This is a genomic window from Reyranella sp. GW821-FHT12G01 (assembly GCF_058806575.1).
The window spans coordinates 1,487,453-1,509,345 of sequence record NZ_JBXAPV010000001.1; the positions used below are offsets into that span (position 1 = coordinate 1,487,453).

The window sequence follows — 21,893 nt, forward strand, 5'->3', positions numbered from 1 at the left end:
CAGGGCACCTTAGCGCTTTTCTGCCGATGACGCCGCGTGCGTGTTCCTCTAGGCTTCGCGCAACGCAGGGGAAAACCCGCGACTGAAAAGCGTCTGGAGGAAGCAAATGGTTCGTTCGATCACGCGTCGCCGTGCGTTGCAGAGCGTTGCCCTGGGCGGGCTTGCCGCGCCGATGCTCAATACCGTCACCGCCTATGCCCAGAGCGGCGCCTTCAACTGGCAGCGCTTCAAGGGCCAGACGGTCGAGGTGCTGATGGAGACCGGCCCGCGCGCCGATCTCATGAAGAAGCATCAGAAGGAATTTCTGGACCAGACCGGCATCAAGCTCGGCATCGAGGTCATCCCCGAGCAGCAGGCGCGCCAGAAGGTGGCGATCGAGCTGAACTCCGGCAAGCCGAGCTTCGACCTGTTCAACTTCGCCTTCCACGTCCAGAAGCGCCAGTTCGAGAAGGCTGGCTGGCTGCTCGAGCTGACCGACTGGATCAAGGATCCGCAGATGATGCCGGCCGAGTACGAGCTGGGCGACATCTCCAAGCTCGGCATGAGCTTCGCCACCACTTCGGACGGCAAGGTCAACGCGCTGCCGATCCTCTGCGACTACTTCATGGTCTATTACAACAAGGACCTGTTCGCGAAGAAGGGCATCGCCTTCCCCAAGACGCTCGACGAGATGATGGTCGCGGCCGCCGCGCTCAACGATCCGTCGGCCGGCGTGTCGGGCTTCGTCGGCCGCGGCGTGCGCAACGCCAACGTCGTGCTGTGGACGCAGCTCCTCTCGGGCTGGGGCCAGGAGACGGTCACCGGCAAGCCGCTGCGTCTCATCACCGATTCGCCCGACGCCATCGCCTCGGCCGAATACTACAAGAAGCTGCTCTCGTCCTACGGCCCGGCGGGCATCGCCGGCTTCAACTGGAACGAGGCGCAGGGCCTGTTCATGCAGGGCAAGGCCGCGATGTGGATCGACGCCACGGGCTTTGCCGCGCCGGTCGAGGACAAGACCAAGAGCCGCGTCGTCGGCAAGGTCGGCTACGGCCTGCCGCCGTCGGGCCCGAAGGGTCACGGCTCGGTGACATTCGGCAGCGGCATGGCGATCCCCAAGGCCGCCGCGCACAAGGAAGCCGCCTACTACACGATGCTCTGGATGACCGGCCGCACCATGGCGGGCCGCATGCTGCAGGTCGGCGGTGGCATCCCGTTCCGCACCGCGCCGCTCAAGGATCCGGCTGTGCTGTCGACGCTTACCATCCCGCGCGAGTGGGCCGATTGCGCCGCCGGCTGCGCGCCGATCAGTATGCCGGGGCTGCCGGTGATCGTGCCGGTGACCGAGTTCCGCGACGTCATCGGCACGGCGCTCACCAACCTGCTGGGCGGCGCCGATCCCGCGGCCGAGATGAAGCGCGCCACCGCCGAGTTCAAGCCGGTGCTCGACAAGAGCGAGGCGAGCTGACCGGAGCGGCGCAATCGGACGGGCGTAGCGTATGGCGGGAGCTGACGTAACGATAGCGGCGGGGACGCGGGCGGCGGGAGAACGCCGGCTGCGTCCTTACCTGTGGTTCATCTGGCCGGCGCTGATCGTCAGCTCCGCGGTGATCATCTTCCCGTGGCTCTTCACGGTCTGGATGAGCCTCAACGACTGGCACATCGGCAGCAAGCAGGTCTTCATCGGCCTCGACAACTACGTGGCGCTGGCGACCAACCGGCGCTTCCTCGAATCGATCGGCCACACTGTCTATTTCACGATCCTGGCCGTCGCCCTGCCGATGGTGCTGGGCACGATCTCCGCTCTGGTGTTCCACAAGAAGTTCCGCGGACGCGGTTTCTTCCGAACCTTGTTCATCATGCCGATGATGGCGACGCCGGTGGCGGTGTCGCTGATCTGGACCATGATGTTCCATCCGCAGCTCGGCGTGCTGAACTACTTCCTGAGCCTGGTCGGCCTGCCGCCGTCGGAATGGGTCTATTCGCCCAACACCGTGATCCCGAGCCTGATCCTGGTCGAGATCTGGCTGTGGACGCCGTTCGTCATGATCATCGTGCTGGGCGGCCTCGCCTCGCTGCCGACCGAGCCCTACGAGGCGGCGCTGATCGACGGCGCCAGCCAGTGGCAGATGTTCTGGAAGATCACCTATCCGCTGGTGCTGCCGTTCCTCGTCGTGGCGCTGATCGTGCGTACCATCGATGCGCTGAAAGTCTTTGAGACCATCTGGGTAATCTGCAACGGCGGGCCGGGCACGGCCTCGGAAGTGCTGAACGTCTATCTCTACGCCCAGGCCTTTGCCTACAACCAGGTCGGCACTGCGTCCGCGGTCGTGGTCGTGTTCTTCGCCATCATCGTGGCGCTCTCGCTGGTGCTTCTATGGGCGCGCCAGAAGGCCAAGTGGAACTGAGCCGATGGCCCTGACGCTCCGCACCAAACGCAAGATCCGCAAGGTCGTCGACAAGGTGGCGCTGGCGATCTCGGTCGCCGTGCTGCTGGCGCCGTGCCTGTTCGTCTTCTTCTGGATGCTGTCGCTGTCGCTGAAGTACGACATCGACAACACCGCTTGGCCGCCGGTCTTCTGGCCCGAGGAACCGACCCTCGCGAACTTCGCCAAGGTGTTCGAGGAAAGCCCGATGTTCCTCTACTTCTGGAACTCGGTGCAGGTGACCGGCTCGGCGACGCTGGTCGCCCTGCTGCTGGGCGTGCCGGCGGGATACGGCATCGCCAAGGCGCGGGCGCACAAGATGGCGGCGGTGCTGCTGCTCAGCCGCATGACGCCGGGCCTGTCCTACCTGATCCCGCTCTTCACCCTGTTCCAGGTGCTGGGCATGATCGGCACGGTCTGGCCGATCGCGCTCACCCACATGGTGATCACTCTGCCGATCGTGGTCTGGATCATGATCGGCTTCTTCGAGACCCAGCCGCACGAGCTTGAGGAGGCGGCGCGCATCGACGGCGCCACGCTCTGGCAGGCCTTCCGTTACGTCGCGCTGCCGCTCGCGCGGCCGGGCATCGTGGTCGGCGCGATCCTGGCGTTCATCTCCTCGTGGAACAATTTCATCTTCGGCGCCGTCTTCGCCGGCCGCACGACGCGCACCATGCCGGTCGCGGTCTACAACATGCTGACCTTCGAGAGCTTCGCCTGGGGTCCGCTCGCCGCGGCCGCGATCATCGTGATGCTGCCGGTCATCGTGCTCACGATCATCATCCAGAAGGAGATCGTGCAGGGCCTGTCGGCGGGCGGCGTGAAGTAGCGCACACACAAACGCGGGCGCGCGCTCCGTTCGATCTGCAGAAAGAATGCAGGTTATGCTTTCCGTTCGGCGCGGCGCCGTTCACAATGCTGCAGGGGAGAGGGACTAGAGTCGGAGTATCGTTGTTGTCGATGCGCCTCCCCACGCTTGCGTCGTTTTCGTTGGCGATACTGGCTCTGTCGAGCCCCTCCTTTGCACAAGTCACCGACGCCAAGCGTGCGTCGTACAGGGCGGCCTTCGAGGAAACCCTGCGCCAGCCCGACAATGCCGACGTCCTGTTGAAATACGCGCAGGCCGCGACCGCCGCCGAGGATTACGAAGGCGCGATCACCGCCTACGAGCGCTTCCTCGTCCTCGATGCCGACCAGCCGAGGGTGAAGTTCGAACTGGGCGTCCTCTACTACAAGCTCAAGTCCTACGATGCGGCGCGCACCTATTTCGACCAGGCACGCAACTCCGGGAAGGCGAGCAAGGAAGTCGCCGAGCGCTCGTCCGAATTCATTCGCGACATCGACCGGCGCTGGGGCACGTCGCGTCTCACCGGCGAGTTCGTGGCCGGCATCCGCTATTCCGACAATCCCGCCAGCCTGCCCACGGGGACCTTCCAGTCCTTCGGCGCGACCGTCGTTCCCAACCCGACCTTCCAGCGCAAGGGCGACTTCGCCTTCATCGGCGCAGCGTCGCTCAACCATCGCTACGATTTCGGGCGCCAGGACAACGGCACGCTGGAGACCGACTTCTCCTTCTATACGGCCAAGCAGTTCCAGGTGACCGACGCCGACATCCTGCTGCTCGATCTCGGCGTCGGCCCGCGCATGGAGCTGATCGACGGTCCGTTGAGCGGTGTGCAGTTGAAGCCTTTCGTCAGCGGCCGCTACATCAGCGTGGGCAACCTGCCGACCTATTGGGCGTGGGGTGCCGGGCTCGAGGCCTCGGTGCCGGTGACCGAGAAGGTGCGGGCGGGAGTCGTGGTGGCGGGGCAGCGGCGCGATTTCGTCGACAGCGCCGCCGTGCCGTTCAATTCCCAGAATTCGGGCAACAATGGGACTGTGGCCGCCAACATCCGCGCCGACCTGACGCCCAACCTGGAAGCGTCGCTGGGCGGCAACTACACGCGCTACATCGCGATGACCGGCTTCCAGAGTTACGGCGAGGCGGGCTTTGGTGGCACGCTGACGCTCCGTTTCGAGGACCCGGCCGGCATAAACGGCCGCAAATGGACCCTGGCGGGCAATGCCGGAATGGCGTTCGCGACCTACGACCAGCCCGATCCCTTCGTCCAGCCGGGCACCGTTCGAAGCCAGACAGACGTCAATCTCGGCCTGCTCCTGTCCGTACCGCTGGACGATCGCCTGACCCTCGTCGGCCAGACCACGTATTTCCAACGTTCCGCCTCAATCAATAACTACAGTTTCAACTCGTTCAGCAGCCTTTTAGGCATTGGCTGGCGATTTTGAGGAGCGGTGAGATGTCTTCGCGGAAATCGCGCGTTGTCTTTCTGTCGGTCCTGCTGCCGGTGGCTTTCGCCACGGCGACTTCCATTCCGGTCTTGGCGCAGAACGTGGGCGTGACCACGGCGGCGAGCGGCGATCCGCGCGGCACGCCGCCGGCGCAGCCCACGCGGACCCTGCGCGTCGGCATCGACGTCGTCGGCAACGAGCGCGTGACGACGGGCGCGAATGACCGTGCACATCTCGTCTTCCTCGACGGCTCCGGCCTGACGGTCGGCGCCAACAGCGAACTGGTGATCGACAAGTTCGTCTACGATCCCAATCGCAGCGCCGGCGATCTCACGATCAACGCGACCAAGGGCGCGTTCCGTTTTGTCGGCGGCGCGATCAGCAAGAAGGCCGACGTCATCATCAACACGCCGAGCGCCCATATCGGCGTGCGCGGCGGCATCGCGACCGTCACCGTGGGCGCCGATGGCTCGACCACGGCGACGTTCCTGTTCGGCGATCGCATGACCGCGAGCAATGCCGCGGGCACGCAACGCGCCGTCCGTTACGGTTCGCAGATCTTCGTTCCGGCCGGCGGCGCGCCGTTCGAGCCGGTGATCCTGCCGCCCAACACGCTGCAGGGTTACCTGGCGCTGTTCGAGCAGACCCAGACGACCGGCAACGTCATCGGCCCGGGAGACAAGGTGCTGATCGAGGCGGCGGTGAAGACGCTGAACGCCCAGGCGCTGCCCTATGCCGATCCCTCGTCGAAGCTGGCGCCGTGGCTGGCGTACCTGCAGCTCGTCTCGACACAGGCGGTCACCACCACCAACGCCTCGCGTCCGGTCGGCGGCACGCCCACCACTTCGGGCTCCACCGGCTCGTCGACGGGCGGCAACACCGGCCCCGGCACGGGTCCGGGCACCGGCCCCGGTTCGGGCAACTCCGGCGGTTTCAGCTCCGGCGGCGGCGGCTAAGGCCGCCGCTCGGACGACCAGGGGAAGTTCACGTACTGGTCGCGCGTATCGTAGCAGATGTTGCCGTACATCCTGAGATAGGCCGCGCGGCGCACCGGATCGCGATAGACGCTGCCGGGATCGGCGATGTCGGCCTCGTACTGCGCGATGTTGGCGAGCGACAGCGCGGTCGGCAGGATGTCCATCGCCTGCGGTACGCTCTTGCCCTCGAGCCAGTCGGCGGCGTGCTGGCCCAGCGCATAGGCGAAGATCGGCGAGGCGAGGCTGATGCTCGCCTTGTAGGGCCCGCCCTTCTTGATCTCGGCGACCGCCTCGGGCTCGCCGTCGATGCCGCCCAGGAACTGGTCGTTGCGGGCCTTGCCGGCGGCTCGCAGCGCTTCGAGCGCGCCCAGCACGACCGTGTCCGCGCCCAGCACGACGTCGACCGTGGGATGGGCGAGCAGGATGGTGCGCATCGCGGCGTTGCCGCCGGCCTTGGTCACTGTCTGCGGCGACAGGTCGGCCACGATGGTGACGCCCGGCATGCCCTTCAGTGAATCGCGCATGGCGACGAAGCGCGGGGCGAGGAACTGCAGGCTGTCGTGGGTCAGCAGCACGACCTTGGCCCGTCCGCGCAGCCGGTCGCGGATATAGGCGGCCGCGGCGTCGCCCAGCACCTTGCCGGTGAGGTACTGCGGCGCGTTCAGGATCTCCGTCGCGGGCGGCGGGACGACGGCGCCGACATAGACGCCGCCCCACATCAGTTGCTGGAGGCTGGGCGCCAGCGAGGGCGGATCGACCGGCGCGGTGACCACGGCGCCGATGCCGGCGCCACGGAACTGCTGCACCTGTTCGATCATCAGCGCCGCATCGTTGCGGGCGAGGGCGATGCGGTATTCGAGGCCGCGATCCCGCGCCGCCAAAGCAAGGCCCCGCGCGACGCCCTGGATGAATTCACGCTCGTTGTCCTGCGCGAAGCCCAGCGCCTTGCGCAGACCGGGCGGGGGCGTACAGGCCGGCGCGTTGGCGTTGAACGGCGGGAAGACGGTCGGCGCGGTGATGCCCGGCGGTCCCGAAGGCGGCACGCCCTGGGCAAACGCCGCCGGGCTGCTTGCCAGCAGGCAAGCCGCGAGAGCCGCCGGCAGGTTCGGCCACGAGATCATGCTTGAAAGTGCCCCCCGTACGCCGCGGTTGGTCGGCGGCGGCGCGTATTCCCTCCAGCGACTGTAGGTCAGTCCAGGGAGAGCGGGAAGATCAGTTGGGCGGCCATGCCGGGCTGGCGTGTCAGGTACCGCACCTCCGCACGCATGGTCTGGGCGATGCCCTTGACCACCCGCGTGCCGAGGCCGGTGCCCTTGGCGGGACCGCCTTCCTGCCGTCCGACGCCGTCATCCTCGACCACGAGTTCGCCGCGCCCGTCGGCCAGGCGGGTGAGGCGGATGCGGACCTCGCCGGTGCCCTCGGGGTAGGCGTACTTGAAGGCGTTGGTGATCCATTCGGCGACGACCACGCCCAGGTTCACGCTGGCGTCGGTCCGGAGCTTCAGCGGCTCCAGCTCGTGGCGCACCGAGATGCCGCCATGGCCTTCGGCCCGCATCGACGTCTCGAGGTGCTCGAGCAAGGTCGCGAGATATTCATTGAGTTCGACGAAACGCACGTCGCCCGAACTATAGAGCCGCTTGTGGACCAGCGAGATCGCCAGGATGCGCCCTTGCGTCTCTTCGAGCGCGGCGCGAGCGGCGGGGTCGGTCAGCGCATTGGCCTGCAGCCGCACCAGCGACGCGACCAGGGTCAGGCTGTTGGCGACGCGGTGATTGACCTCGGCCAGCAGCACCTCGGCGCGATCACGCGCCTGGGCGAGATCGGCAGTGCGTCGCGCCACGCGATCCTCGAGGGTGGAGTTCAGCACGCGCACCTCGTCGCGCGCCTGCGCGATCTCGCGGGCATAGCGCACCACGGTGAGCGCGACGCCGGCGACCACGAGGATGATGACGAGGCCGCCGATGATCGAGACCCAGCGCAGCATGGATGCGTTCTCGCGCTGCTCGGCGATGCCCTCGGCCAACCGTTCCTCGGCGGCGCGCACGATGCCCGAGAGGAAGACGTTGGCCTCGTCCATCAGCGCCTTGCCGCGATTGGTCCGCAGCAGCGCCATCGCCTCGGCATCGCGCAGGCCGGAGCGGAGCGCGATCGTATCGTCCATCTCCTTGATCTTCTCGCCCACGACCGTGGAGAGCCGCTGCATCAGCGGCTCGGCGCTCGCATCGGCGGTCATGGCGCGCTGCAGAGTTTCGAGATGCCGCTCTGCCAGCGCCTTGGCGCTGTCGTAGGGGGCGAGATAGATCTCGTTGCCGCTCACCAGATAGCCGCGCTGGCTCGACTCCGCGGTCTGCAACGCACTGCGCAGTTCGACCGCGGCCGTCCGGGTGGTGCGCGCCTCGGTGACGAGGGCGAAATAGACCTGCGCCCGCTCGCCGAGCCAGATGGTCGTGCCCACGATGCCCAGCAGAGTCAGCAACCCGACCCCCAGCAGGAGGATCGTGGAAGTGACGACGAAGCGACTTGAAATCGGCATGCCCAAAAAGGCGATGCCTGCTTTTCAGGGGCGGCACAAGGCCGCCAGCGTTCGGTTCCGAACGTTGGCGGCCCCGATGCCTCAGGGAAGGATTGCGTCGCCCTCGATCTCGACCTTGGCGTTGGGATCGATCAGTGCCGAGACCTGCACCAGGGTCATGGCCGGAAAATGCCGGCCGAGCGTGGCGCCCCAGGCGGCGCCGACCGCCGCGCCGGCGGCATTGAACTCGGCGATGTCGGTCACGTAGGCACGCAGTGCCACGAGATGCTGCGGCTCGCCGCCGGCCGCCTTCAGCACGGTCACGAGATTGCCCAGCGCGATGCGCCATTGGGCGCCGGCATCGGCGTCGGCGGGAATGTGCGCTTGCGCCGGCTCGCGTCCGATCTGTCCGGCGATGCGCACGCTGCGCGTGCCCGCGGCGACGACGGCGTGGGAGAAGCCACGCGGGCGCGGCCAGCCTTCGGGCAGGATCGGCGTGTAGGCGATGTCGGACATGTCTCGTGTCTCCCCCGGAATTCTGTTGGCGTCATTGTAGCCCTTGCCTCGCTCCGCAGGCGAGCCAACACTGGCCTCAACGAGAAACGGAGGAAGCCTTGGCCGGAATGACACTGGAGCGCGCCACCGAATTCGGCGGCGCCTGGAACAGCCACGATCCCGATCTCGTCGCGAGCTTCTTCGCCGACGACGGCGTCTATCACGCCTCGGTCGGCATGGAACGGCTGGGCAAGACCTATGTCGGCAAGAAGGCGGTGCGCGACGGCGTGAAGGCCTTCTTCGAGCGCTTTCCCGACGGCAAGTTCGAGAACCTGAAGGTCGTCGTCGCGGGCGATCTCGGCACCTTCGAATGGGATTTCGTGGCGACCGATGCGAGCGGCCAGAAAGTCAGCACCGCCGGCTGCGACCTGCTCCAGTTCCGCGGCGACAAGGTCGTGCTGAAGAACGCCTTCCGGAAGGCGCGCGGCTAGACACCCGTCGTCCTGAGCGGAGCGCAGCGTAGTCGAAGGACCTCTTTTCGCTTCGACACACCGTGCGCCGGAAAAGAGGTCCTTCGACTGCGCCGCCCTGCGGGCGGCTTCGCTCAGGACGACGGGATGTCTATACGGCTTGCCCATCGCGGCCGGCGACCACATGTTGGCGGCATGACGGGTCCGACGTTCGATCGCTACCTGCGCGCCGATGCGGCCGTCCATGCGCTCGGCCTGGTCCTGGGCATCGTCGGCGCCGTCGCGATTCTGATCGTGGCGACGTCTTCATCGATGCCATGGCAGGTCGCGCCGATCCTCGTCTATGTCGTGGGGCTGCTCGCGATGCTGGGCTGCTCGGCGGCCTACAATCTCCGTCTCGCCAGCCCGCGGCGCGAATGGCTGCGGCGCTTCGATCATGCGGCGATCTTCGTCATGATCGCCGGCACCTACACGCCGCTCACGATCCTGAAGCTGCGCGAGCCGTGGTCGAGCGGTCTCACGGCTGTGATGTGGACGTGCGCGACCATCGGCGTCGCGGCGAAACTCCTGCAGCCGCGGCGCATCGAATCGCTGTCGGTCGTGCTCTATCTGCTGATGGGCTGGATCGGCCTGTTCGCGATCGACGAACTGCTGGCCTCGGTGGGGCGGGGGACGCTGCTGCTGCTTCTCGCAGGCGGCGTGGTCTATTCGCTCGGAACGATCTTCCATCTTTCGAGCCGGCTGCCGTATCAGCAGGCGCTGTGGCACGCTTCGGTACTGCTTGCCGCTGCGATTCACTATGTCGCGATCCTTTCCTTATTGACGCCTTGAAGCGCCGCCAATCATGGCGCGCATGTCGTCGCGTCTTCTTTTTCGTCTCACCGCGATCGCGGTCTTTGCCGCGGGCATCGTGATGGCCGTGGCTGGCGGCGCGGCCAGCGTGTGGACCTGGACGACGCCGGACACGCATATCGCCTTTCGGCTCGGCCTCCCGCTCGCGACCGCGTGGCTCGTCTTCACGATGGTGCGCCTTGCCGTCGTGCTGTCGACGACGGAGGACGCGCCCGATCCGCTCGCGGCCCTCGAAGCCGCACCGACGGATGTCGCCGATGACTGGGTGCGACGCTCGACGCCGGAGGCGTTGTTCGTGAAGCAGGTGTCGCTGCCGCGCGAGCCGGAGCGTCGGCGCCGCCGTCGCGTTGCCCAAAGGGTCGAACTGCGCAGCGGACGGATCCTCTATCGCGTCATGCCAGCGAAGGCGGATCCGACCCCACAACGCATCGCGGTCGCCGCGACTTTCCTGATTGCGTGCGTCAGTCTGTTCTTCGCAGTGGGGCCGATCGATCTCGAGGACGTGGCCTGGATCGCGTCACTTTTCCGAGCGCTTGAGGAGCTCCCGAGCCTTTTTGAGCCCGTCGAGGCAGCCTGCCTCCTGGCCGCGCTCGGCCTCGGCGCGGGCCGCCACCAGCACCGCCTGTAGAGCCGTCCGGTCGACCGCGGCGTCCTTCTTGGCTTCCTCCCGGGCGGCCTCGGTGGTCGGCGGGGTGCCAGGCTTCGAGACGTCCGGCATCGTCGGCATGCGATTGTCGGTGGTGGCCGGCGGGGTGATGACCGAGCGGTCGGAGGTCGGGGGCGGCTCGATCACACCGCCCGAGCGGCCGAGTTCACGGGAGGTCACGCCGGGGCCGGTGCCCTGGCCCGGAGCCCCCGGCGCCTTGTCGGGGGAGGCGGTCGGCGGCTCGGTGGAGATGTTCTGGCTCTTGGCCAGCTCGCGCACCTGATCGAGGCAGCCCTCGGCGGAGGCGATGCCGGGCGCAAGAATCAAAGCCAATAGGGCGATCCGGGCGGGAATTCGCATGTGCATGAAACATGAAACGGCGCGTCCCGCAGGGCGGTTGCGCCCTTGAAATACGGGCTCATCGCCCTAACATACGGTGTGCAAAATGGCCGGGACGAACCCGGTCGCAACAGGGATGTCCAAATGACCAAGTTTCGCTGGCTCGCGATCCTCGCGGCTTTGATCATTGCGGTGCCGTCGCTGGCCCCGTCGCCCGCCGATGCGCGGGCGGGCGGCGGCAGCGGCTCGGGCAGCCGCGGCAGCAAGTCCGGCCAGGCGCCGGCGCCGACCCAGACCGCGCCGACCTCCAAGCCGGTCGAGCGCAGCACCACGCCGCAGCAGCAGAGCCCGTCCGCCAATCCGGCCAGCACGGCCGCGACCGGCGCGAAGCCCGGCTTCATGCAGCGCAATCCGTTCCTGTCGGGCCTGATGGGCGGCATGCTGGGCGCCGGCCTGATCGGCATGCTGTTCGGCGGCGGCTTCGGCGCCGGCCTGGCCGGCATGGCGGGCATGCTGGGCTTCCTGCTGCAGATCCTGCTGATCGGCGGCCTGGCCTATCTCGCCGTCCGCCTGTGGAAGTCGCGCAGCGGTGCGCCCGCGGCGGCCGGCGCCACGGCCTATGCCGGTAACGCGCCCGGCGCCAATCCGTTGTCGCCGCGTCAGGCGCTGCCTGACTCGATGGCCCGTTCCAGCGCGCAGCCGCAGTCGATGATCGGCGGCATGTTCGGCGGTGCAGGCGCTGCGTCGGCGGTCGCCACGCAGCCGCTCGCCATCGTCGAGCAGGACTACAACGCCTTCGAAGCGCTGCTGACGAACGTGCAGGCGGCCTACAGCGCCGGCGACCTCGGCAAGCTGCGTGGCCTCGTGACGCCCGAGATGCTGGGCTACTTCTCCGAGGAGCTGGCGGCCAATGCGAGCCGCGGCGTCGAGAACAAGGTCGACGCGGTCAAGCTGGAGCAGGGCGACCTGTCCGAGGCGTGGAGCGAAGGCGCGATGGACTACGCGACCGTCGCGATGCGTTTCAGCATGATCGACGTCACCCGCAACGTCGCCGATGGCCGCATCGTCGAGGGCAACGACCAGGTGCGCACCGAGGCCACCGAAGTGTGGACCTTCCTGCGCAGCCGGGGCGGCGGCTGGATCCTCTCGGCCATCCAGCAGACCTGATTTCTCTTTCCGGAACAGATGGATCGGCCGGCTTCATGCCGGCCGATTTTCTTTGTGCGGCGCGGTCCTTGCTCGGCCCACTCTCGTAACGATAGCCTGTTGCTGGGGAAGGGAAACACATCGCCATGACTCGTCTGACACGAAGGGCCGCCCTCGCGGGCGCCGCGCTCCTGCCGCTGGCCGCCGCTGCACCGTCGCGCGCGCAGGGGAAGTTCCCCGACAAGCCGATCCGCCTCATCATTCCGTGGGCCGCCGGCGGCCCGGCCGATGCCGGCTTCCGGATCCTGGCCGAATCGGCGGCCAAGAAGCTCGGCCAGCCGGTCATCGTCGACAACAAGGGCGGTGCGGCCGGCGTGCTGGGCGCGCTCGCGCTGCAGGACGCCAAGCCCGATGGCTACACGATCAGCCAGATGCACATGAGCGTGCTGCGCCAGCCGATGGTGAACGCGTCGCTCAAGTACGATCCGATCAAGGACCTGACCTACATCCTGCAGATCACCGGCTTCGTCATGGGCGTGGTCGTGCGCCCCGATGCGCCGTGGAAGACGCTGCCCGAGCTTCTGGCCTATGCGAAGGCCAATCCGGGCAAGCTGAACTGGGGCACCTTGGGTGCCGGCTCGACGCAGCATCTCGCGATGGAAGCGCTCGGCCTGAAGCAGGGCCTCACCTGGACGCACGCGCCCTATCGCGGCACGGCCGACACGTTGCGCGCGCTGATGGGCGGCGAGATCGACTTCGCGTCGGAGTCCTCGGGCTGGGCGCCGTTCGTGATGTCCGGCAAGCTGCGCCTGCTCGCGGTCTTCACCGCCGTCCGCGCCAAGCGCTTCCCCGAGGTGCCGACCGTGCGCGAGCTCGGCCTCGAGATCGCCGTCGACAGCCCGGGCGGCCTGATCGGGCCGAAGGGCATGGACCCCGCCGTGGTGAAGATCCTCGCCGACGCCTTCCGCGAAGCGGCGGGCGAGCCCAAGCATCTCGAGTTCCTCGAAAACGTCGACCAGCCGCTGCTCCTCCTCGACGGCCCCGCCTATCGCGACGAGATGGCGAAGACGATGGAGCAGGAGCGGGAGCTGCTGAAGAAGCTCAATCTGCTGGCGACCTGATCGTCGTCCCGAGCGTAGCCGAGGGACCTCTTTTCCGACGCACGGTGTGTCGAGGCGAAAAGAGGTCCCTCGACTACGCTGCGCTCCGCTCGGGACGACGGGTTTCTTAAGAGCGAAGTAAAGCCCCATACCCTTCGATGGGCGTGCGGATGCCCGTCATCCTGAGGCAATGCCACAGGCTCGCCTGGTTGGCGCTGATCACCGGTCTTCCGAGGTCGCGTTCCAGCGTTTCCAGAATGCCGACGCAGCGGAAGCCGGTGCCGCCGATCAGGACACCGTCGGCCTCGGCGGGGCAGGCCTTGCGGATCTGCGCGTAGAGCGGCTCGATCTCCTGCTCGAAGCCCATGCCCTGCGGATAGAGATCCTGCGGCGGCACGTCCCGCCATTTGCGGCCGGGATCGAGGCGCAGGTGACCGACCGGCGTGATGCCGTGGTCGGCGTAGTAGCGCAACGCGGCGGCGGCGGTGTCGTCGGGGAACCAGGGTGGCACGACGAGGAACGGCCGCTTCACGCCCGAATGACGAAGTGCTGCCAAAGTGTCGAGCCCGTTGGTCGTGACCTTGGCCTCGTCGCCCGCGATGCCCGAGCGCACGATCGCCGACAGCGCGTCGACGGTCGCCTCGTCCCAGCCCTTGCCGCCCACGACGCTGCTCGACGTGTGGGCGAAGACGACGGCCTGCAGCTTCATGGTCGAGAACTGTTTGGCGCCGCGCGCGAGATCGTCGGCGAGATCGACGCCGCTCTTGCCCTCGCGCCACTTCGCCCACGGCGTCGACGCCGTCACCCGCGCGGCATGCACCGACACGCCGGGCGGCGCCATCGCCCACCATTCCGCCTCCGGCACCGCCTCGTTGCCGACGATGAACAGCCCGATGCGGGCACGCCAGCCCCAGTTGTCGTGGTGAGTCACGTGTGATGCCTCTCCGATAAAGGTCCTTCGCTGCGCGCAGGATGACAGAATTTTGCGCAGTGCGCCGATGCCGAAAACGGTGTCATCCTGAGCGCAAGCGAAGGACCTTTACCTCATGTGCGAACTCTTCTGCCTGTCCAGCCGCAAGCCGACGCGCGCCAGCTTCTCGTTGCGCAAGTTCGCGGCCCATGGCGCGGTGACGACCGGCAACGTCGATGGCTGGGGCGTCGCGTTCCATGACGGCCACGAGGTCCGGCTCTACAAGGAGCCCGAGCCCGCGAGCCACAGCCCGTGGCTCGACTTCATCGAGCGCCACACCCTGCCGACGCGGCAGCTCATCTCGCACATCCGTCACGCGACGCAGGGCGGCAACAGCCTGCCCAACACCCAGCCCTTCGTGCGCGAGCTGGGCGGCCGCACGCATCTCTTCGCGCACAATGGCGACCTCAAGGAGGTCGCGGTGCGCGCCGCCGATCCGGCGCATCGCTTCCATCCCGTCGGCCAGACCGATTCCGAAAGCGCCTTCTGCCTGCTGCTCGAACGCCTGGCGCCGCTATGGTATCGCCGCGCGCCGCCGCTTGGGCTGAGACTCGAAACGATCGCCGCCTTCGCCGCCGAGACGCGGCCGCTCGGCACCTTCAACTTCCTCTACAGCGATGGCGAGTTCGTGTTCGGCCACGGCCATCGTCGCCGCCAGGCCGACGGCTCGGTAGGGCCGGGCCTGTGGTTCCGCCATCGGCACCGCGCGGAACATGGCACGCACGCCGCCCCCGAAGCCGAAGCGGGCGTGGCGCTCCATCCCACAGACGACGCGCAGGAACTGTCGCTGCTGGCCAGCGTCCCCGTCACCGCGGGCCACTGGCGGCCGTTGGCCGAGGGCGAGATCGTCGTCCTGGCCGCCGGTGAACTCGCCACAACGACGGAACAATAATTTCCGTCGTCCCGAGCGGAGCGCAGCGAAGTCGAGGGACCTCTTTTCGTCTCGACACGCCGTGCGTCGGAAAAGAGGTCCCTCGACTTCGCTCGGGACGACGGGGAGATCAGAACCCGTAGAGCGTCTTCGGATTGTCGACGAGGATCTTCTTCCGCACCGCCTCGTCGGGGACGCAGCGAAAGAAGGTGCGCAGCAGGTCGGCCTCCTGCGGGATCGCCTTGGCGTCGTGGCCGACATGCGGCCAGTCGCTGCCCCAGACCAGCCGGTCGGGATTGGCCGCGACCAGCGCCTCCATGAACGGCGCGGTATCGTCATAGGCCGCGCCCGGCCCGGCGCCCTGGCGCGTGTTGCGGTCGGCGCCCGAGAGCTTGCACCAGTAGCGCCCGGTCTTGAGCTTCTCGCAGAAATCCCGGAAGCCCGGATAATCCACGCCCTTGTCGGCCATGGTGCGGCCCATATGGTCGATCACGAAGTCGAACGGCATCTTCTCCAGGGTCGGCGCCAGCTCCTTGAGATCGCCGGTCTCGACCCAGAGCTGGACGTGCCAGCCGCGCGCATGCAGGCGTGGCGCCAGCGCCGTCAGGTCCTCGAGGCTCATGCCGCCCGAGGAGACCGGCTTGCCGTCCTGGCGCAGCAGGTTGATGCGCACGCCCTTGAAGCCTGCCTCGCTCAGCTGGTCGAGCCGGCGCTCGCTCACCTCGGGCTTCAGCAGCGCCACGCCGCGCAGCCGGTCGGGATGGCGGCGCAGCGCGTCGAGCGTCACCTCGTTGTCGCCGCCGGCCGCCAGCGCATGGACGATCACGCCGCGCGCGATGCCCATCCGGTCCCACAGCGCCAGCAGCGCCTCGACCGGCGTCTCCTGCAGCGGCGCGAACTTGCCGCCGTGCACGGCGGGGAAGCGGTCGTAGGGACCGTAGACATGGACGTGGCAGTCGGCGCTGCCGGCGGGGAGGGGGAAGGCTTTGAAGGAGGCGTCTTGGGTCATGGGCGCCACCCTAGCCGAACCACAAAAGGAACACAGGCCCGTAACCTGCGTTGACGTCTACCCTTTTCGCCCCACGATCTGGAGACAGCCCCTCCCATGAAGAAGAGCATCATCCTGGTTCTCAGCCTTGCCTTCGCCGCCGCCGGCTGCACCCAGTTCGACCAGGCCTTCGCGCCGCAGCCCAACGCGCTCCAGGCGCCGATCCAGGCCTCGGAGATCGAATGGTCGAAGAAGAGCGGCGCCAACACGGTGAGCGGCACGGCCAGCATGAAGGCGGGCGGCACGACCCACACCTGCGCCGGCCAGGCCGCCAACCTCGTGCCCGACAGCGCCTATGCCAGCGCCCGCATGAAGGCGATCTTCGGCAACGACACCAAGGGCACGCGCGCCTCCGCCCAGGGCCCGGTGAAGTTCGACCGCGACGACCCGCTCTACCTCTCGACCATGCGCCGCTCGACCTGCGACGCCTCCGGCAGCTTCTCCTTCCCGCGCGTCCCCGACGGCGTCTGGTACGTCACGACCGCCGTGAAGTGGGACGGGCCGAACAACAGCGTCGAGGGCGGGTCGATGATGAAGCGGGTGGACGTGCGGGGCGGGAAGCTGGTGAAGGTGGTGTTGCCGTAAAAGGCGCGTCGTCGACATCGAGCCGCGTCGAACGACGAAAGTCAGTTGACTTTGCCGCTGTGCCTGACCTTGGCTTCTGCCGCCGAACGATGGTTCTGACCATACGTCGCGAATCAAAATTGCCCACAATTACTGCGGTTTAGGCCGCGTCTCTGAACTTTTCTGTCCGTTGTGAAAGCTGTGCTGTCTGGCTCCTGAAAGAAAACTCGTGATTCGCCTTTTTGTCAGCGTCCACGAGGAAAACTCTGACGATTCAACCAAAAGCAGGTAGAATCGCTACGAGCGCTATCATTGGAAAAATGCCTTGGTCCTCCCACTTGTGAAAATGCGCCCAACTTTGAAGGATGGGCTACCACCATTTTTGCGATGGGCAGGAAGCAAAAGGAAGAGCATCGAGCATCTTAAGGCATATTGGCTTGCGGCGAGCGCCAGTAGATACATCGAGCCATTCGTAGGCTCAGCCAGCCTCTTTTTTGCCGTTGCGCCCCAGCTAGCGATTCTGTCTGACCAAAACGAAGACCTCATCTCCACGTACAATACAATCAAGACCGGTTCGGTCTATGTTGCGCGTAATCTTCAAGCGCTATCTCGGGATAAGTCCACGTATCTAAAAGTTCGAAAGCAAGAGCCAGCAAAGCTCACGAAGTATCAAGCTGCTGCGCGTTTTATTTATCTAAATAGGCTGTGCTTCAATGGCCTGTACCGTACGAACTTGGCGGGACAATTTAATGTCCCATACGGCGGGTGGAAAAGCGGGCCGATGCCCGATTCTGAGCAACTCAAACTGTATAGTGATGCGCTGCAGCCGGCAAAGCTTGTCGCTGCGGACTTTGAGTCGATTGTTCGAACTCATGTTCGACAGAATGATTTTGTTTATCTCGATCCACCGTACTTTGTTTCAACAAAGCGGATTTTCCGAGAATATGGACCAACGATGTTTTCTGAGGATGATCTCACGCGCCTCAAAAATATTTTAGCTCACATTGATCGGGTGGGGGCGTACTTTTTGCTGAGCTACCATGACTGCGCAGAGATACGAAATGGACTCGACCATTGGTTGCGAGATAAGATTTCGGTTGTCCGTAATATCGCGGGTTTTGTTGAGAATCGACGGACGGGCGAAGAATTGATTTTCTCAAATATTTCTAACGTTCGTTGTTCGGCATGAGCGCAGCTCGTATCGCTGTAGTCAGCGACCTCCATATCGGTCCCAAAGCACGCCACTTTGATCTGAAGCCAGGAGGCGTTCCGTCCTTCTCAGGTGAGAAAGGCTATCTTGACTATCTGAAAGAGATGGTCGAGGGCCACATCAAAAGCGCAGATTTTCTTGTTGTTCCTGGTGATATCACTGACCACGGTACTCCGGAACAATTTCGGCATGCTGAATTGGTGCTGACAAAAGTTGCCAAAATTCTTGGAGTGAAAAACGACTGCATCATCTTTGTTCCGGGAAATCACGACTTGAACTGGGCAGTTTGCAAACTGGATGATGCTGTTGGTTCTCCGTCCTTTTGGAAGGGCTATCGGTTTACAGCTTTGATGGAAGCAGCGGACCTTTTCCGCAAGAAGTCTCGAGATGCTATTCGTCAGCTAGATCGCCCACCATATTTCTTAATTCATGACGAACCTGATGCTGTCTTTGTAACGTTCAATTCGGCCGCATTCGACTTCCCTGATCAAGCGCCGCATCATGGAAGAGCGCGTCAGGAAGATTTGGATATTCTCAAAGCAGAGCTCAAGAATATGAAAATTGATGCGGCGAAGCTCAAAATCTTCGTAATGCATCATCATCCACATCAATATAGTGAAGTTACGCCAGATCATCCGGATTTCAGTATTCTAGTGAATGCAGAAAATCTTCTATCGGTCCTCTACGAAGAGCGCTTCGATATCATGATCCATGGCCATAAGCATAAGCCGCGAGTGAAGATACTGGCCGATAACAAACATCATCCAATCGTGACGCTGGCTTGTGGCAGTTTCTCGGTGTCTTTGCCGGTGGACTATGCAGGTGTTGTTGGGAATCAGTTCCATCTCATTGAAGTTCATGGGCGTGATGTCGAGTCTGAGCAAGTCTTCGGTCGCATTAAGTCCTGGACCTTCGCTGGTATTCGAGGTTGGGTGGAAAGCGTTCAAGACTATCACGGCATTCCGCATGTTGTTCCTTACGGCACATACGACGATGCCAGTAAGATAGAGAAAAAGATCCGCGATGCCGTTGCGGCTGCGATTGCATCGCACGGACATGCAACGCATGAGATGATCGCGAACAATTGGCCTCTGGTTTCTTATCTTCATAGCGATGTCCTCTGGAATCTTCTGCCTAAAGCTGTTCCCGAAAAATTTCGTCTGATGGGAACTAAAGGCGGATTCGACTACGCCATCGTTGCCACTCCTTGATGGACTCTCATGGCCGGAATTAGAAATCTCTTCGAAGTAGACAATGCGCGTTACCTGTCGCCACAGGAAATCGCCGCTACATTCGTGCCGACTGTTTCCTTTCGGCGTTTATTTAGCGAGAAGAACCACATTCTGTTGGGTGCGCGAGGCTCAGGTAAGACTGCGCTCGCGAAAATGCTAAGTCACGATCACCTGCGTCTGTTTGACGATCCAGAAGCTAAGCAAATTGTGGCTGAGAGAGCTTTCATCGGCATTTACGTGCCTATGCGTCTAGAATGGGTAAGCGCTCTTAAGAATAAGCCTTGGCAAACCGAAGCCGAAACTGAAGAGTTCTTCCAATGGCGCCTGAATGTCGCTGCCGTGATGGCATTCCTGCGAACTGCAAAAAGTTGCCTTGACCACTACTCTGATAATGTTCCCGATCGATCTAATAATGAGGAGAAGTTCGTTAAGCAGATCGCTTCGATTTGGTTCTCGAATGTCGATTTTCTCGCCAACGGCATCTCGATCTCGACGCTCGAAAGTCAGATACGAAGAATCGAATATGTTCGTCAGAGAAATCTGGTAGAGGCGCGAGCACGAGGATGCACGCTGAAGGATCTCCCTGCTGGATCAACCGGTGACGAGTTTTCAGTTGAACTACTGGCGCCCATTCATGTCGCCGCGCCAATACTCAGCGATATTATCGGGATGCCGCCTCACGGTAAATGGATCGTAGCACTGGACGAGGCGGAATTTCTGGATCCGATGCACCAGCGTGTTCTCAACTCACTTCTTCGGTCAGCGTCAGGCGACTTGATATTTAAGATTACAACGATGCCCTACTGTCATTACACCTTGGAGACCAATACCAAGGCGGAGCTTATTCACGGGCAAGACTTCGAATATATTTATATCGATTCGGATTTGACGGTTGACGTTGATGATGACGCGCCGGGCCTAAGAGGTCATTCGCATGGGCTGGCGTTTGCCCGAAAAATCGTGGAGCGAAGAGCGGACTATTCTAAACTCAGTCTTCAGCCAGGATTCTTTGAAGCAATGCTCGGGCCTTCAGAGATATTGGATGCCGGGTCGCGTAGCATTTACCTAAATCAAGCAATGGCTACGCTTGGGCCTCATGCCGATGTTAAGACTAGTGAGCGTGTAAGTAGATTTTATAGATTGTTTCAGGAAGCGGATGATGCGGGAGAGAAGACTAGGCTTAGTGGTCATTTTGCGAGTTCGATCGGTCGGAAAATAAAGCCTGCTGTATTGATTCGAGAGAAGGTACAGCAGCTCCGAGGTGCAGCTAAAAGCGATATCTATTCTGGCCTGACAATGGTTGTCCGATGTGGCGATGGTAATCCACGTCGGTTGGTGCAGATATTTAACCGACTGTTTGCTGCGACCCGATGGGTTGGGCATAGGCCTCGTGGAAGACTCATTCCCCGCCAAGATCAGAACGAGATTCTGGTTCAAATCTCCGCTTCTCAGTTAACTAGTATTCGAGCGAAGGGAGAGTTCGGTCCAATCACTCATGCCTTCTTGATAGACTTGGGAGAAGAGTTCGCGCGTTTGTTGCATCAGCGACGGATATCTACTGATCAGTACGGCTCTGTTGAATTTTCGGATGCGCAATTTGAGCAATACGAAGGGATCATCAAGACGGCCGTAGGTCGCGGTTTGCTGTATCCTAGCTATCGTGATGAGCCTCGCGATCAGCTTCCTCATGGCAAGAGCGTCTTTAGGCTTGCCTACATTCTTGCGCCGCATTTTCGTTTGCTGCCTCGTAAGGGGCGATCCATCAATGTTGCTCAAGTGGGGCGTCGCCAACTGACGCTAGAGCTGTCGGGTAGAGGCCAATGAAGATACACGTCGTGAGCCGAACCCATGAGGAATTGGAAGCGTCATCTTATGATGTTTCGATCTTTGCTTCTGGCTACGAAATGCGTGCGCGGAATCTCGCAAGTCGGATTGATCGTAGTCGACTAGGTCAAATACTGGTGTTCGGCTTTTCCGAACGGAGAGATCATTTCGAGCGTAAGCAAAACGATACGTTTTTTTCTAAAGAGCTTGAATGCTCGCCAATACTATGTGCGAGCAATGACGATACAGTTATCCTCGAAAGTCTGCGGAAAATCGCTGGTTTATCTCGAGGCCGCGCGCTTCGGATTCTTGTCGACTATTCCTCGATGTCGCGAGTTTGGTATGCGTCATTGATTAATTGGTTTCGTTTTTCGACCGAGAGCCAAGTCATCCATATTGATTTCTGCTATTCAGCTGGAAAATATGAAGGAAACTATCCATTTCGTGTGGTTCGCAACGTAATAGCAATGCCGGGACTCGAAGGTGTTCTGGATGCTCAGCGTAAGTCGCTCGCAATTTTCGGTTTGGGATTTGACGGCCTGTCGCCCCTGGCGGTTGTTGACGATCTTGAGCCAGATGAAATGCTCGGATTTTTTGCCTCAAACGAGGCTAATCAATTGTCACTCGAGTATGCGCGAAAAATGAATGCCGAGTTCTTGCGATTGGCCGAGGATCGCTTTGCGGTGTTTCCGCTTATGGACGTGGAATCCACGGCACGGCAACTCGAAGAATTAGTAGCTAGCGCGGTTAAGTCACATAACGTTCTTCTCGTGCCGCTTGGTCCGAAGCCGCATGTTTTAGCGTCGATTTTGTGCGCTCTTCGTTATCCAAGCGTTGCTTGTCTCTATGCGGTTGGTTCTGCTGAGTCAGATTTGGCAATCTCGGCGCTGGGGCCGATTTCGGTCACCGGTGTCGTACTCGAAGGCGGTGAGGATTGAGCTGA

At 63.2% G+C, this 21,893-nt stretch carries 22 protein-coding genes; 16 read left to right on the forward strand and 6 right to left on the reverse strand.

Features of this window, described 5'->3' with window-relative positions; all coding sequences use genetic code 11:
• Positions 1–106 precede the first annotated feature (106 nt).
• From AC1RP5_RS07370 to AC1RP5_RS07390, 5 genes are all read left to right on the forward strand, one after another.
• The gene (locus AC1RP5_RS07370; protein WP_493109975.1) at positions 107–1,447 is read left to right on the forward strand and encodes an ABC transporter substrate-binding protein; all 1,341 of its coding nucleotides are present in this window, start codon (positions 107–109) and stop codon (positions 1,445–1,447) included.
• 31 nt (positions 1,448–1,478) lie between these two features.
• Positions 1,479–2,387, forward strand: a complete 909-nt coding sequence (locus tag AC1RP5_RS07375) for a carbohydrate ABC transporter permease (RefSeq protein ID WP_493109976.1) — start codon at positions 1,479–1,481, stop codon at positions 2,385–2,387.
• Positions 2,388–2,391: 4 nt separating this feature from the next.
• Positions 2,392–3,234, forward strand: a complete 843-nt coding sequence (locus tag AC1RP5_RS07380; protein WP_493109977.1) for a carbohydrate ABC transporter permease — start codon at positions 2,392–2,394, stop codon at positions 3,232–3,234.
• 161 nt (positions 3,235–3,395) lie between these two features.
• Complete coding sequence (locus AC1RP5_RS07385; RefSeq protein ID WP_493109978.1) at positions 3,396–4,691, forward strand: tetratricopeptide repeat protein; 1,296 nt, start codon at positions 3,396–3,398, stop codon at positions 4,689–4,691.
• Between the two features lie 11 nt (positions 4,692–4,702).
• Entirely contained in the window at positions 4,703–5,650 is a 948-nt protein-coding gene (locus AC1RP5_RS07390; RefSeq protein WP_493109979.1) for a FecR family protein, read from the forward strand.
• Here AC1RP5_RS07390 and AC1RP5_RS07395 read toward each other — a convergent pair.
• The 3 genes from AC1RP5_RS07395 to AC1RP5_RS07405 form a co-directional block, all read right to left on the reverse strand.
• Positions 5,647–6,792 carry a sugar ABC transporter substrate-binding protein gene (locus AC1RP5_RS07395; RefSeq protein ID WP_493109980.1) on the reverse strand — a complete coding sequence of 382 codons (1,146 nt, stop codon included), beginning with the start codon at positions 6,790–6,792 and terminating at the stop codon, positions 5,647–5,649. The two genes, AC1RP5_RS07390 and AC1RP5_RS07395, sit on opposite strands and share 4 nt — an antisense overlap.
• Positions 6,793–6,860: 68 nt before the next feature.
• Positions 6,861–8,204, reverse strand: coding sequence for a sensor histidine kinase (locus AC1RP5_RS07400; protein WP_493109981.1), 1,344 nt, complete (start codon positions 8,202–8,204; stop codon positions 6,861–6,863).
• A gap of 81 nt (positions 8,205–8,285) precedes the next feature.
• Complete coding sequence (locus tag AC1RP5_RS07405; RefSeq protein ID WP_493109982.1) at positions 8,286–8,699, reverse strand: RidA family protein; 414 nt, start codon at positions 8,697–8,699, stop codon at positions 8,286–8,288.
• A 107-nt stretch (positions 8,700–8,806) separates the two neighbouring features.
• On the opposite strand from AC1RP5_RS07405, the gene AC1RP5_RS07410 reads away from it, so the two are divergent.
• The 3 genes from AC1RP5_RS07410 to AC1RP5_RS07420 all read left to right on the forward strand — a co-directional run bounded on the left by AC1RP5_RS07410 (position 8,807) and on the right by AC1RP5_RS07420 (position 10,628).
• A complete protein-coding gene (locus tag AC1RP5_RS07410) occupies positions 8,807–9,169 on the forward strand; it encodes a nuclear transport factor 2 family protein (protein WP_493113307.1) in 363 nt (120 codons plus the stop codon).
• A 174-nt stretch (positions 9,170–9,343) separates the two neighbouring features.
• The gene (trhA, locus tag AC1RP5_RS07415) at positions 9,344–9,979 is read left to right on the forward strand and encodes a PAQR family membrane homeostasis protein TrhA (protein ID WP_493109983.1); all 636 of its coding nucleotides are present in this window, start codon (positions 9,344–9,346) and stop codon (positions 9,977–9,979) included.
• A 13-nt stretch (positions 9,980–9,992) separates the two neighbouring features.
• Positions 9,993–10,628 (forward strand): hypothetical protein, encoded by a 636-nt coding sequence (locus AC1RP5_RS07420; RefSeq protein ID WP_493109984.1) that lies wholly within the window; start codon positions 9,993–9,995, stop codon positions 10,626–10,628.
• Here AC1RP5_RS07420 and AC1RP5_RS07425 read toward each other — a convergent pair.
• A complete protein-coding gene (locus AC1RP5_RS07425; RefSeq protein WP_493109985.1) occupies positions 10,518–10,979 on the reverse strand; it encodes a hypothetical protein in 462 nt (153 codons plus the stop codon). The two genes, AC1RP5_RS07420 and AC1RP5_RS07425, sit on opposite strands and share 111 nt — an antisense overlap.
• A gap of 150 nt (positions 10,980–11,129) precedes the next feature.
• Here AC1RP5_RS07425 and AC1RP5_RS07430 point away from each other — a divergent pair, with 150 nt between their 5' ends.
• Positions 11,130–12,152, forward strand: a complete 1,023-nt coding sequence (locus AC1RP5_RS07430; protein WP_493109986.1) for a Tim44 domain-containing protein — start codon at positions 11,130–11,132, stop codon at positions 12,150–12,152.
• A 125-nt stretch (positions 12,153–12,277) separates the two neighbouring features.
• A complete protein-coding gene (locus tag AC1RP5_RS07435) occupies positions 12,278–13,252 on the forward strand; it encodes a tripartite tricarboxylate transporter substrate binding protein (RefSeq protein WP_493109987.1) in 975 nt (324 codons plus the stop codon).
• A 106-nt stretch (positions 13,253–13,358) separates the two neighbouring features.
• On the opposite strand, the gene AC1RP5_RS07440 is transcribed toward AC1RP5_RS07435, so the two are convergent.
• A complete protein-coding gene (locus tag AC1RP5_RS07440; RefSeq protein WP_493109988.1) occupies positions 13,359–14,162 on the reverse strand; it encodes a maleate cis-trans isomerase family protein in 804 nt (267 codons plus the stop codon).
• A 115-nt stretch (positions 14,163–14,277) separates the two neighbouring features.
• On the opposite strand from AC1RP5_RS07440, the gene AC1RP5_RS07445 reads away from it, so the two are divergent.
• A complete protein-coding gene (locus tag AC1RP5_RS07445) occupies positions 14,278–15,093 on the forward strand; it encodes a class II glutamine amidotransferase (RefSeq protein ID WP_493109989.1) in 816 nt (271 codons plus the stop codon).
• Positions 15,094–15,202: 109 nt separating this feature from the next.
• Here AC1RP5_RS07445 and AC1RP5_RS07450 read toward each other — a convergent pair whose 3' ends face one another.
• Positions 15,203–16,081 carry an amidohydrolase family protein gene (locus tag AC1RP5_RS07450; protein ID WP_493109990.1) on the reverse strand — a complete coding sequence of 293 codons (879 nt, stop codon included), beginning with the start codon at positions 16,079–16,081 and terminating at the stop codon, positions 15,203–15,205.
• A gap of 96 nt (positions 16,082–16,177) precedes the next feature.
• On the opposite strand from AC1RP5_RS07450, the gene AC1RP5_RS07455 reads away from it, so the two are divergent.
• From AC1RP5_RS07455 to AC1RP5_RS07475, 5 genes are all read left to right on the forward strand, one after another.
• Positions 16,178–16,705 carry a hypothetical protein gene (locus AC1RP5_RS07455; RefSeq protein ID WP_493109991.1) on the forward strand — a complete coding sequence of 176 codons (528 nt, stop codon included), beginning with the start codon at positions 16,178–16,180 and terminating at the stop codon, positions 16,703–16,705.
• Positions 16,706–17,009: 304 nt separating this feature from the next.
• Positions 17,010–17,873, forward strand: a complete 864-nt coding sequence (locus tag AC1RP5_RS07460) for a DNA adenine methylase (protein WP_493109992.1) — start codon at positions 17,010–17,012, stop codon at positions 17,871–17,873.
• Positions 17,870–19,105 carry a metallophosphoesterase family protein gene (locus tag AC1RP5_RS07465; protein ID WP_493109993.1) on the forward strand — a complete coding sequence of 412 codons (1,236 nt, stop codon included), beginning with the start codon at positions 17,870–17,872 and terminating at the stop codon, positions 19,103–19,105. Before AC1RP5_RS07460 ends, AC1RP5_RS07465 begins: the two co-directional genes overlap by 4 nt.
• A gap of 9 nt (positions 19,106–19,114) precedes the next feature.
• On the forward strand, positions 19,115–20,950 hold the full coding sequence (locus tag AC1RP5_RS07470; RefSeq protein ID WP_493109994.1) for an ORC-CDC6 family AAA ATPase: 1,836 nt from the start codon (positions 19,115–19,117) through the stop codon (positions 20,948–20,950).
• The gene (locus AC1RP5_RS07475) at positions 20,947–21,888 is read left to right on the forward strand and encodes a hypothetical protein (RefSeq protein ID WP_493109995.1); all 942 of its coding nucleotides are present in this window, start codon (positions 20,947–20,949) and stop codon (positions 21,886–21,888) included. The genes AC1RP5_RS07470 and AC1RP5_RS07475 overlap by 4 nt, the downstream gene beginning before the upstream one ends.
• The last annotated feature ends 5 nt before the right edge of the window (positions 21,889–21,893 follow it).

Bases quoted from the DNA above. Each gene is read 5' to 3' on its own strand.
- AC1RP5_RS07370 (WP_493109975.1), top strand. From the start codon at position 107: ATGGTTCGTTCGATCACGCGTCGCCGTGCGTTGCAGAGCGTTGCCCTG.
- AC1RP5_RS07375 (WP_493109976.1), top strand. From the start codon at position 1,479: ATGGCGGGAGCTGACGTAACGATAGCGGCGGGGACGCGGGCGGCGGGA.
- AC1RP5_RS07380 (WP_493109977.1), top strand. From the start codon at position 2,392: ATGGCCCTGACGCTCCGCACCAAACGCAAGATCCGCAAGGTCGTCGAC.
- AC1RP5_RS07390 (WP_493109979.1), top strand. From the start codon at position 4,703: ATGTCTTCGCGGAAATCGCGCGTTGTCTTTCTGTCGGTCCTGCTGCCG.
- AC1RP5_RS07395 (WP_493109980.1), bottom strand. From the start codon at position 6,792: ATGATCTCGTGGCCGAACCTGCCGGCGGCTCTCGCGGCTTGCCTGCTG.
- AC1RP5_RS07400 (WP_493109981.1), bottom strand. From the start codon at position 8,204: ATGCCGATTTCAAGTCGCTTCGTCGTCACTTCCACGATCCTCCTGCTG.
- AC1RP5_RS07405 (WP_493109982.1), bottom strand. From the start codon at position 8,699: ATGTCCGACATCGCCTACACGCCGATCCTGCCCGAAGGCTGGCCGCGC.
- AC1RP5_RS07410 (WP_493113307.1), top strand. From the start codon at position 8,807: ATGACACTGGAGCGCGCCACCGAATTCGGCGGCGCCTGGAACAGCCAC.
- trhA (WP_493109983.1), top strand. From the start codon at position 9,344: ATGACGGGTCCGACGTTCGATCGCTACCTGCGCGCCGATGCGGCCGTC.
- AC1RP5_RS07420 (WP_493109984.1), top strand. From the start codon at position 9,993: ATGGCGCGCATGTCGTCGCGTCTTCTTTTTCGTCTCACCGCGATCGCG.
- AC1RP5_RS07430 (WP_493109986.1), top strand. From the start codon at position 11,130: ATGACCAAGTTTCGCTGGCTCGCGATCCTCGCGGCTTTGATCATTGCG.
- AC1RP5_RS07435 (WP_493109987.1), top strand. From the start codon at position 12,278: ATGACTCGTCTGACACGAAGGGCCGCCCTCGCGGGCGCCGCGCTCCTG.
- AC1RP5_RS07445 (WP_493109989.1), top strand. From the start codon at position 14,278: ATGTGCGAACTCTTCTGCCTGTCCAGCCGCAAGCCGACGCGCGCCAGC.
- AC1RP5_RS07450 (WP_493109990.1), bottom strand. From the start codon at position 16,081: ATGACCCAAGACGCCTCCTTCAAAGCCTTCCCCCTCCCCGCCGGCAGC.
- AC1RP5_RS07455 (WP_493109991.1), top strand. From the start codon at position 16,178: ATGAAGAAGAGCATCATCCTGGTTCTCAGCCTTGCCTTCGCCGCCGCC.
- AC1RP5_RS07465 (WP_493109993.1), top strand. From the start codon at position 17,870: ATGAGCGCAGCTCGTATCGCTGTAGTCAGCGACCTCCATATCGGTCCC.
- AC1RP5_RS07470 (WP_493109994.1), top strand. From the start codon at position 19,115: ATGGCCGGAATTAGAAATCTCTTCGAAGTAGACAATGCGCGTTACCTG.
- AC1RP5_RS07475 (WP_493109995.1), top strand. From the start codon at position 20,947: ATGAAGATACACGTCGTGAGCCGAACCCATGAGGAATTGGAAGCGTCA.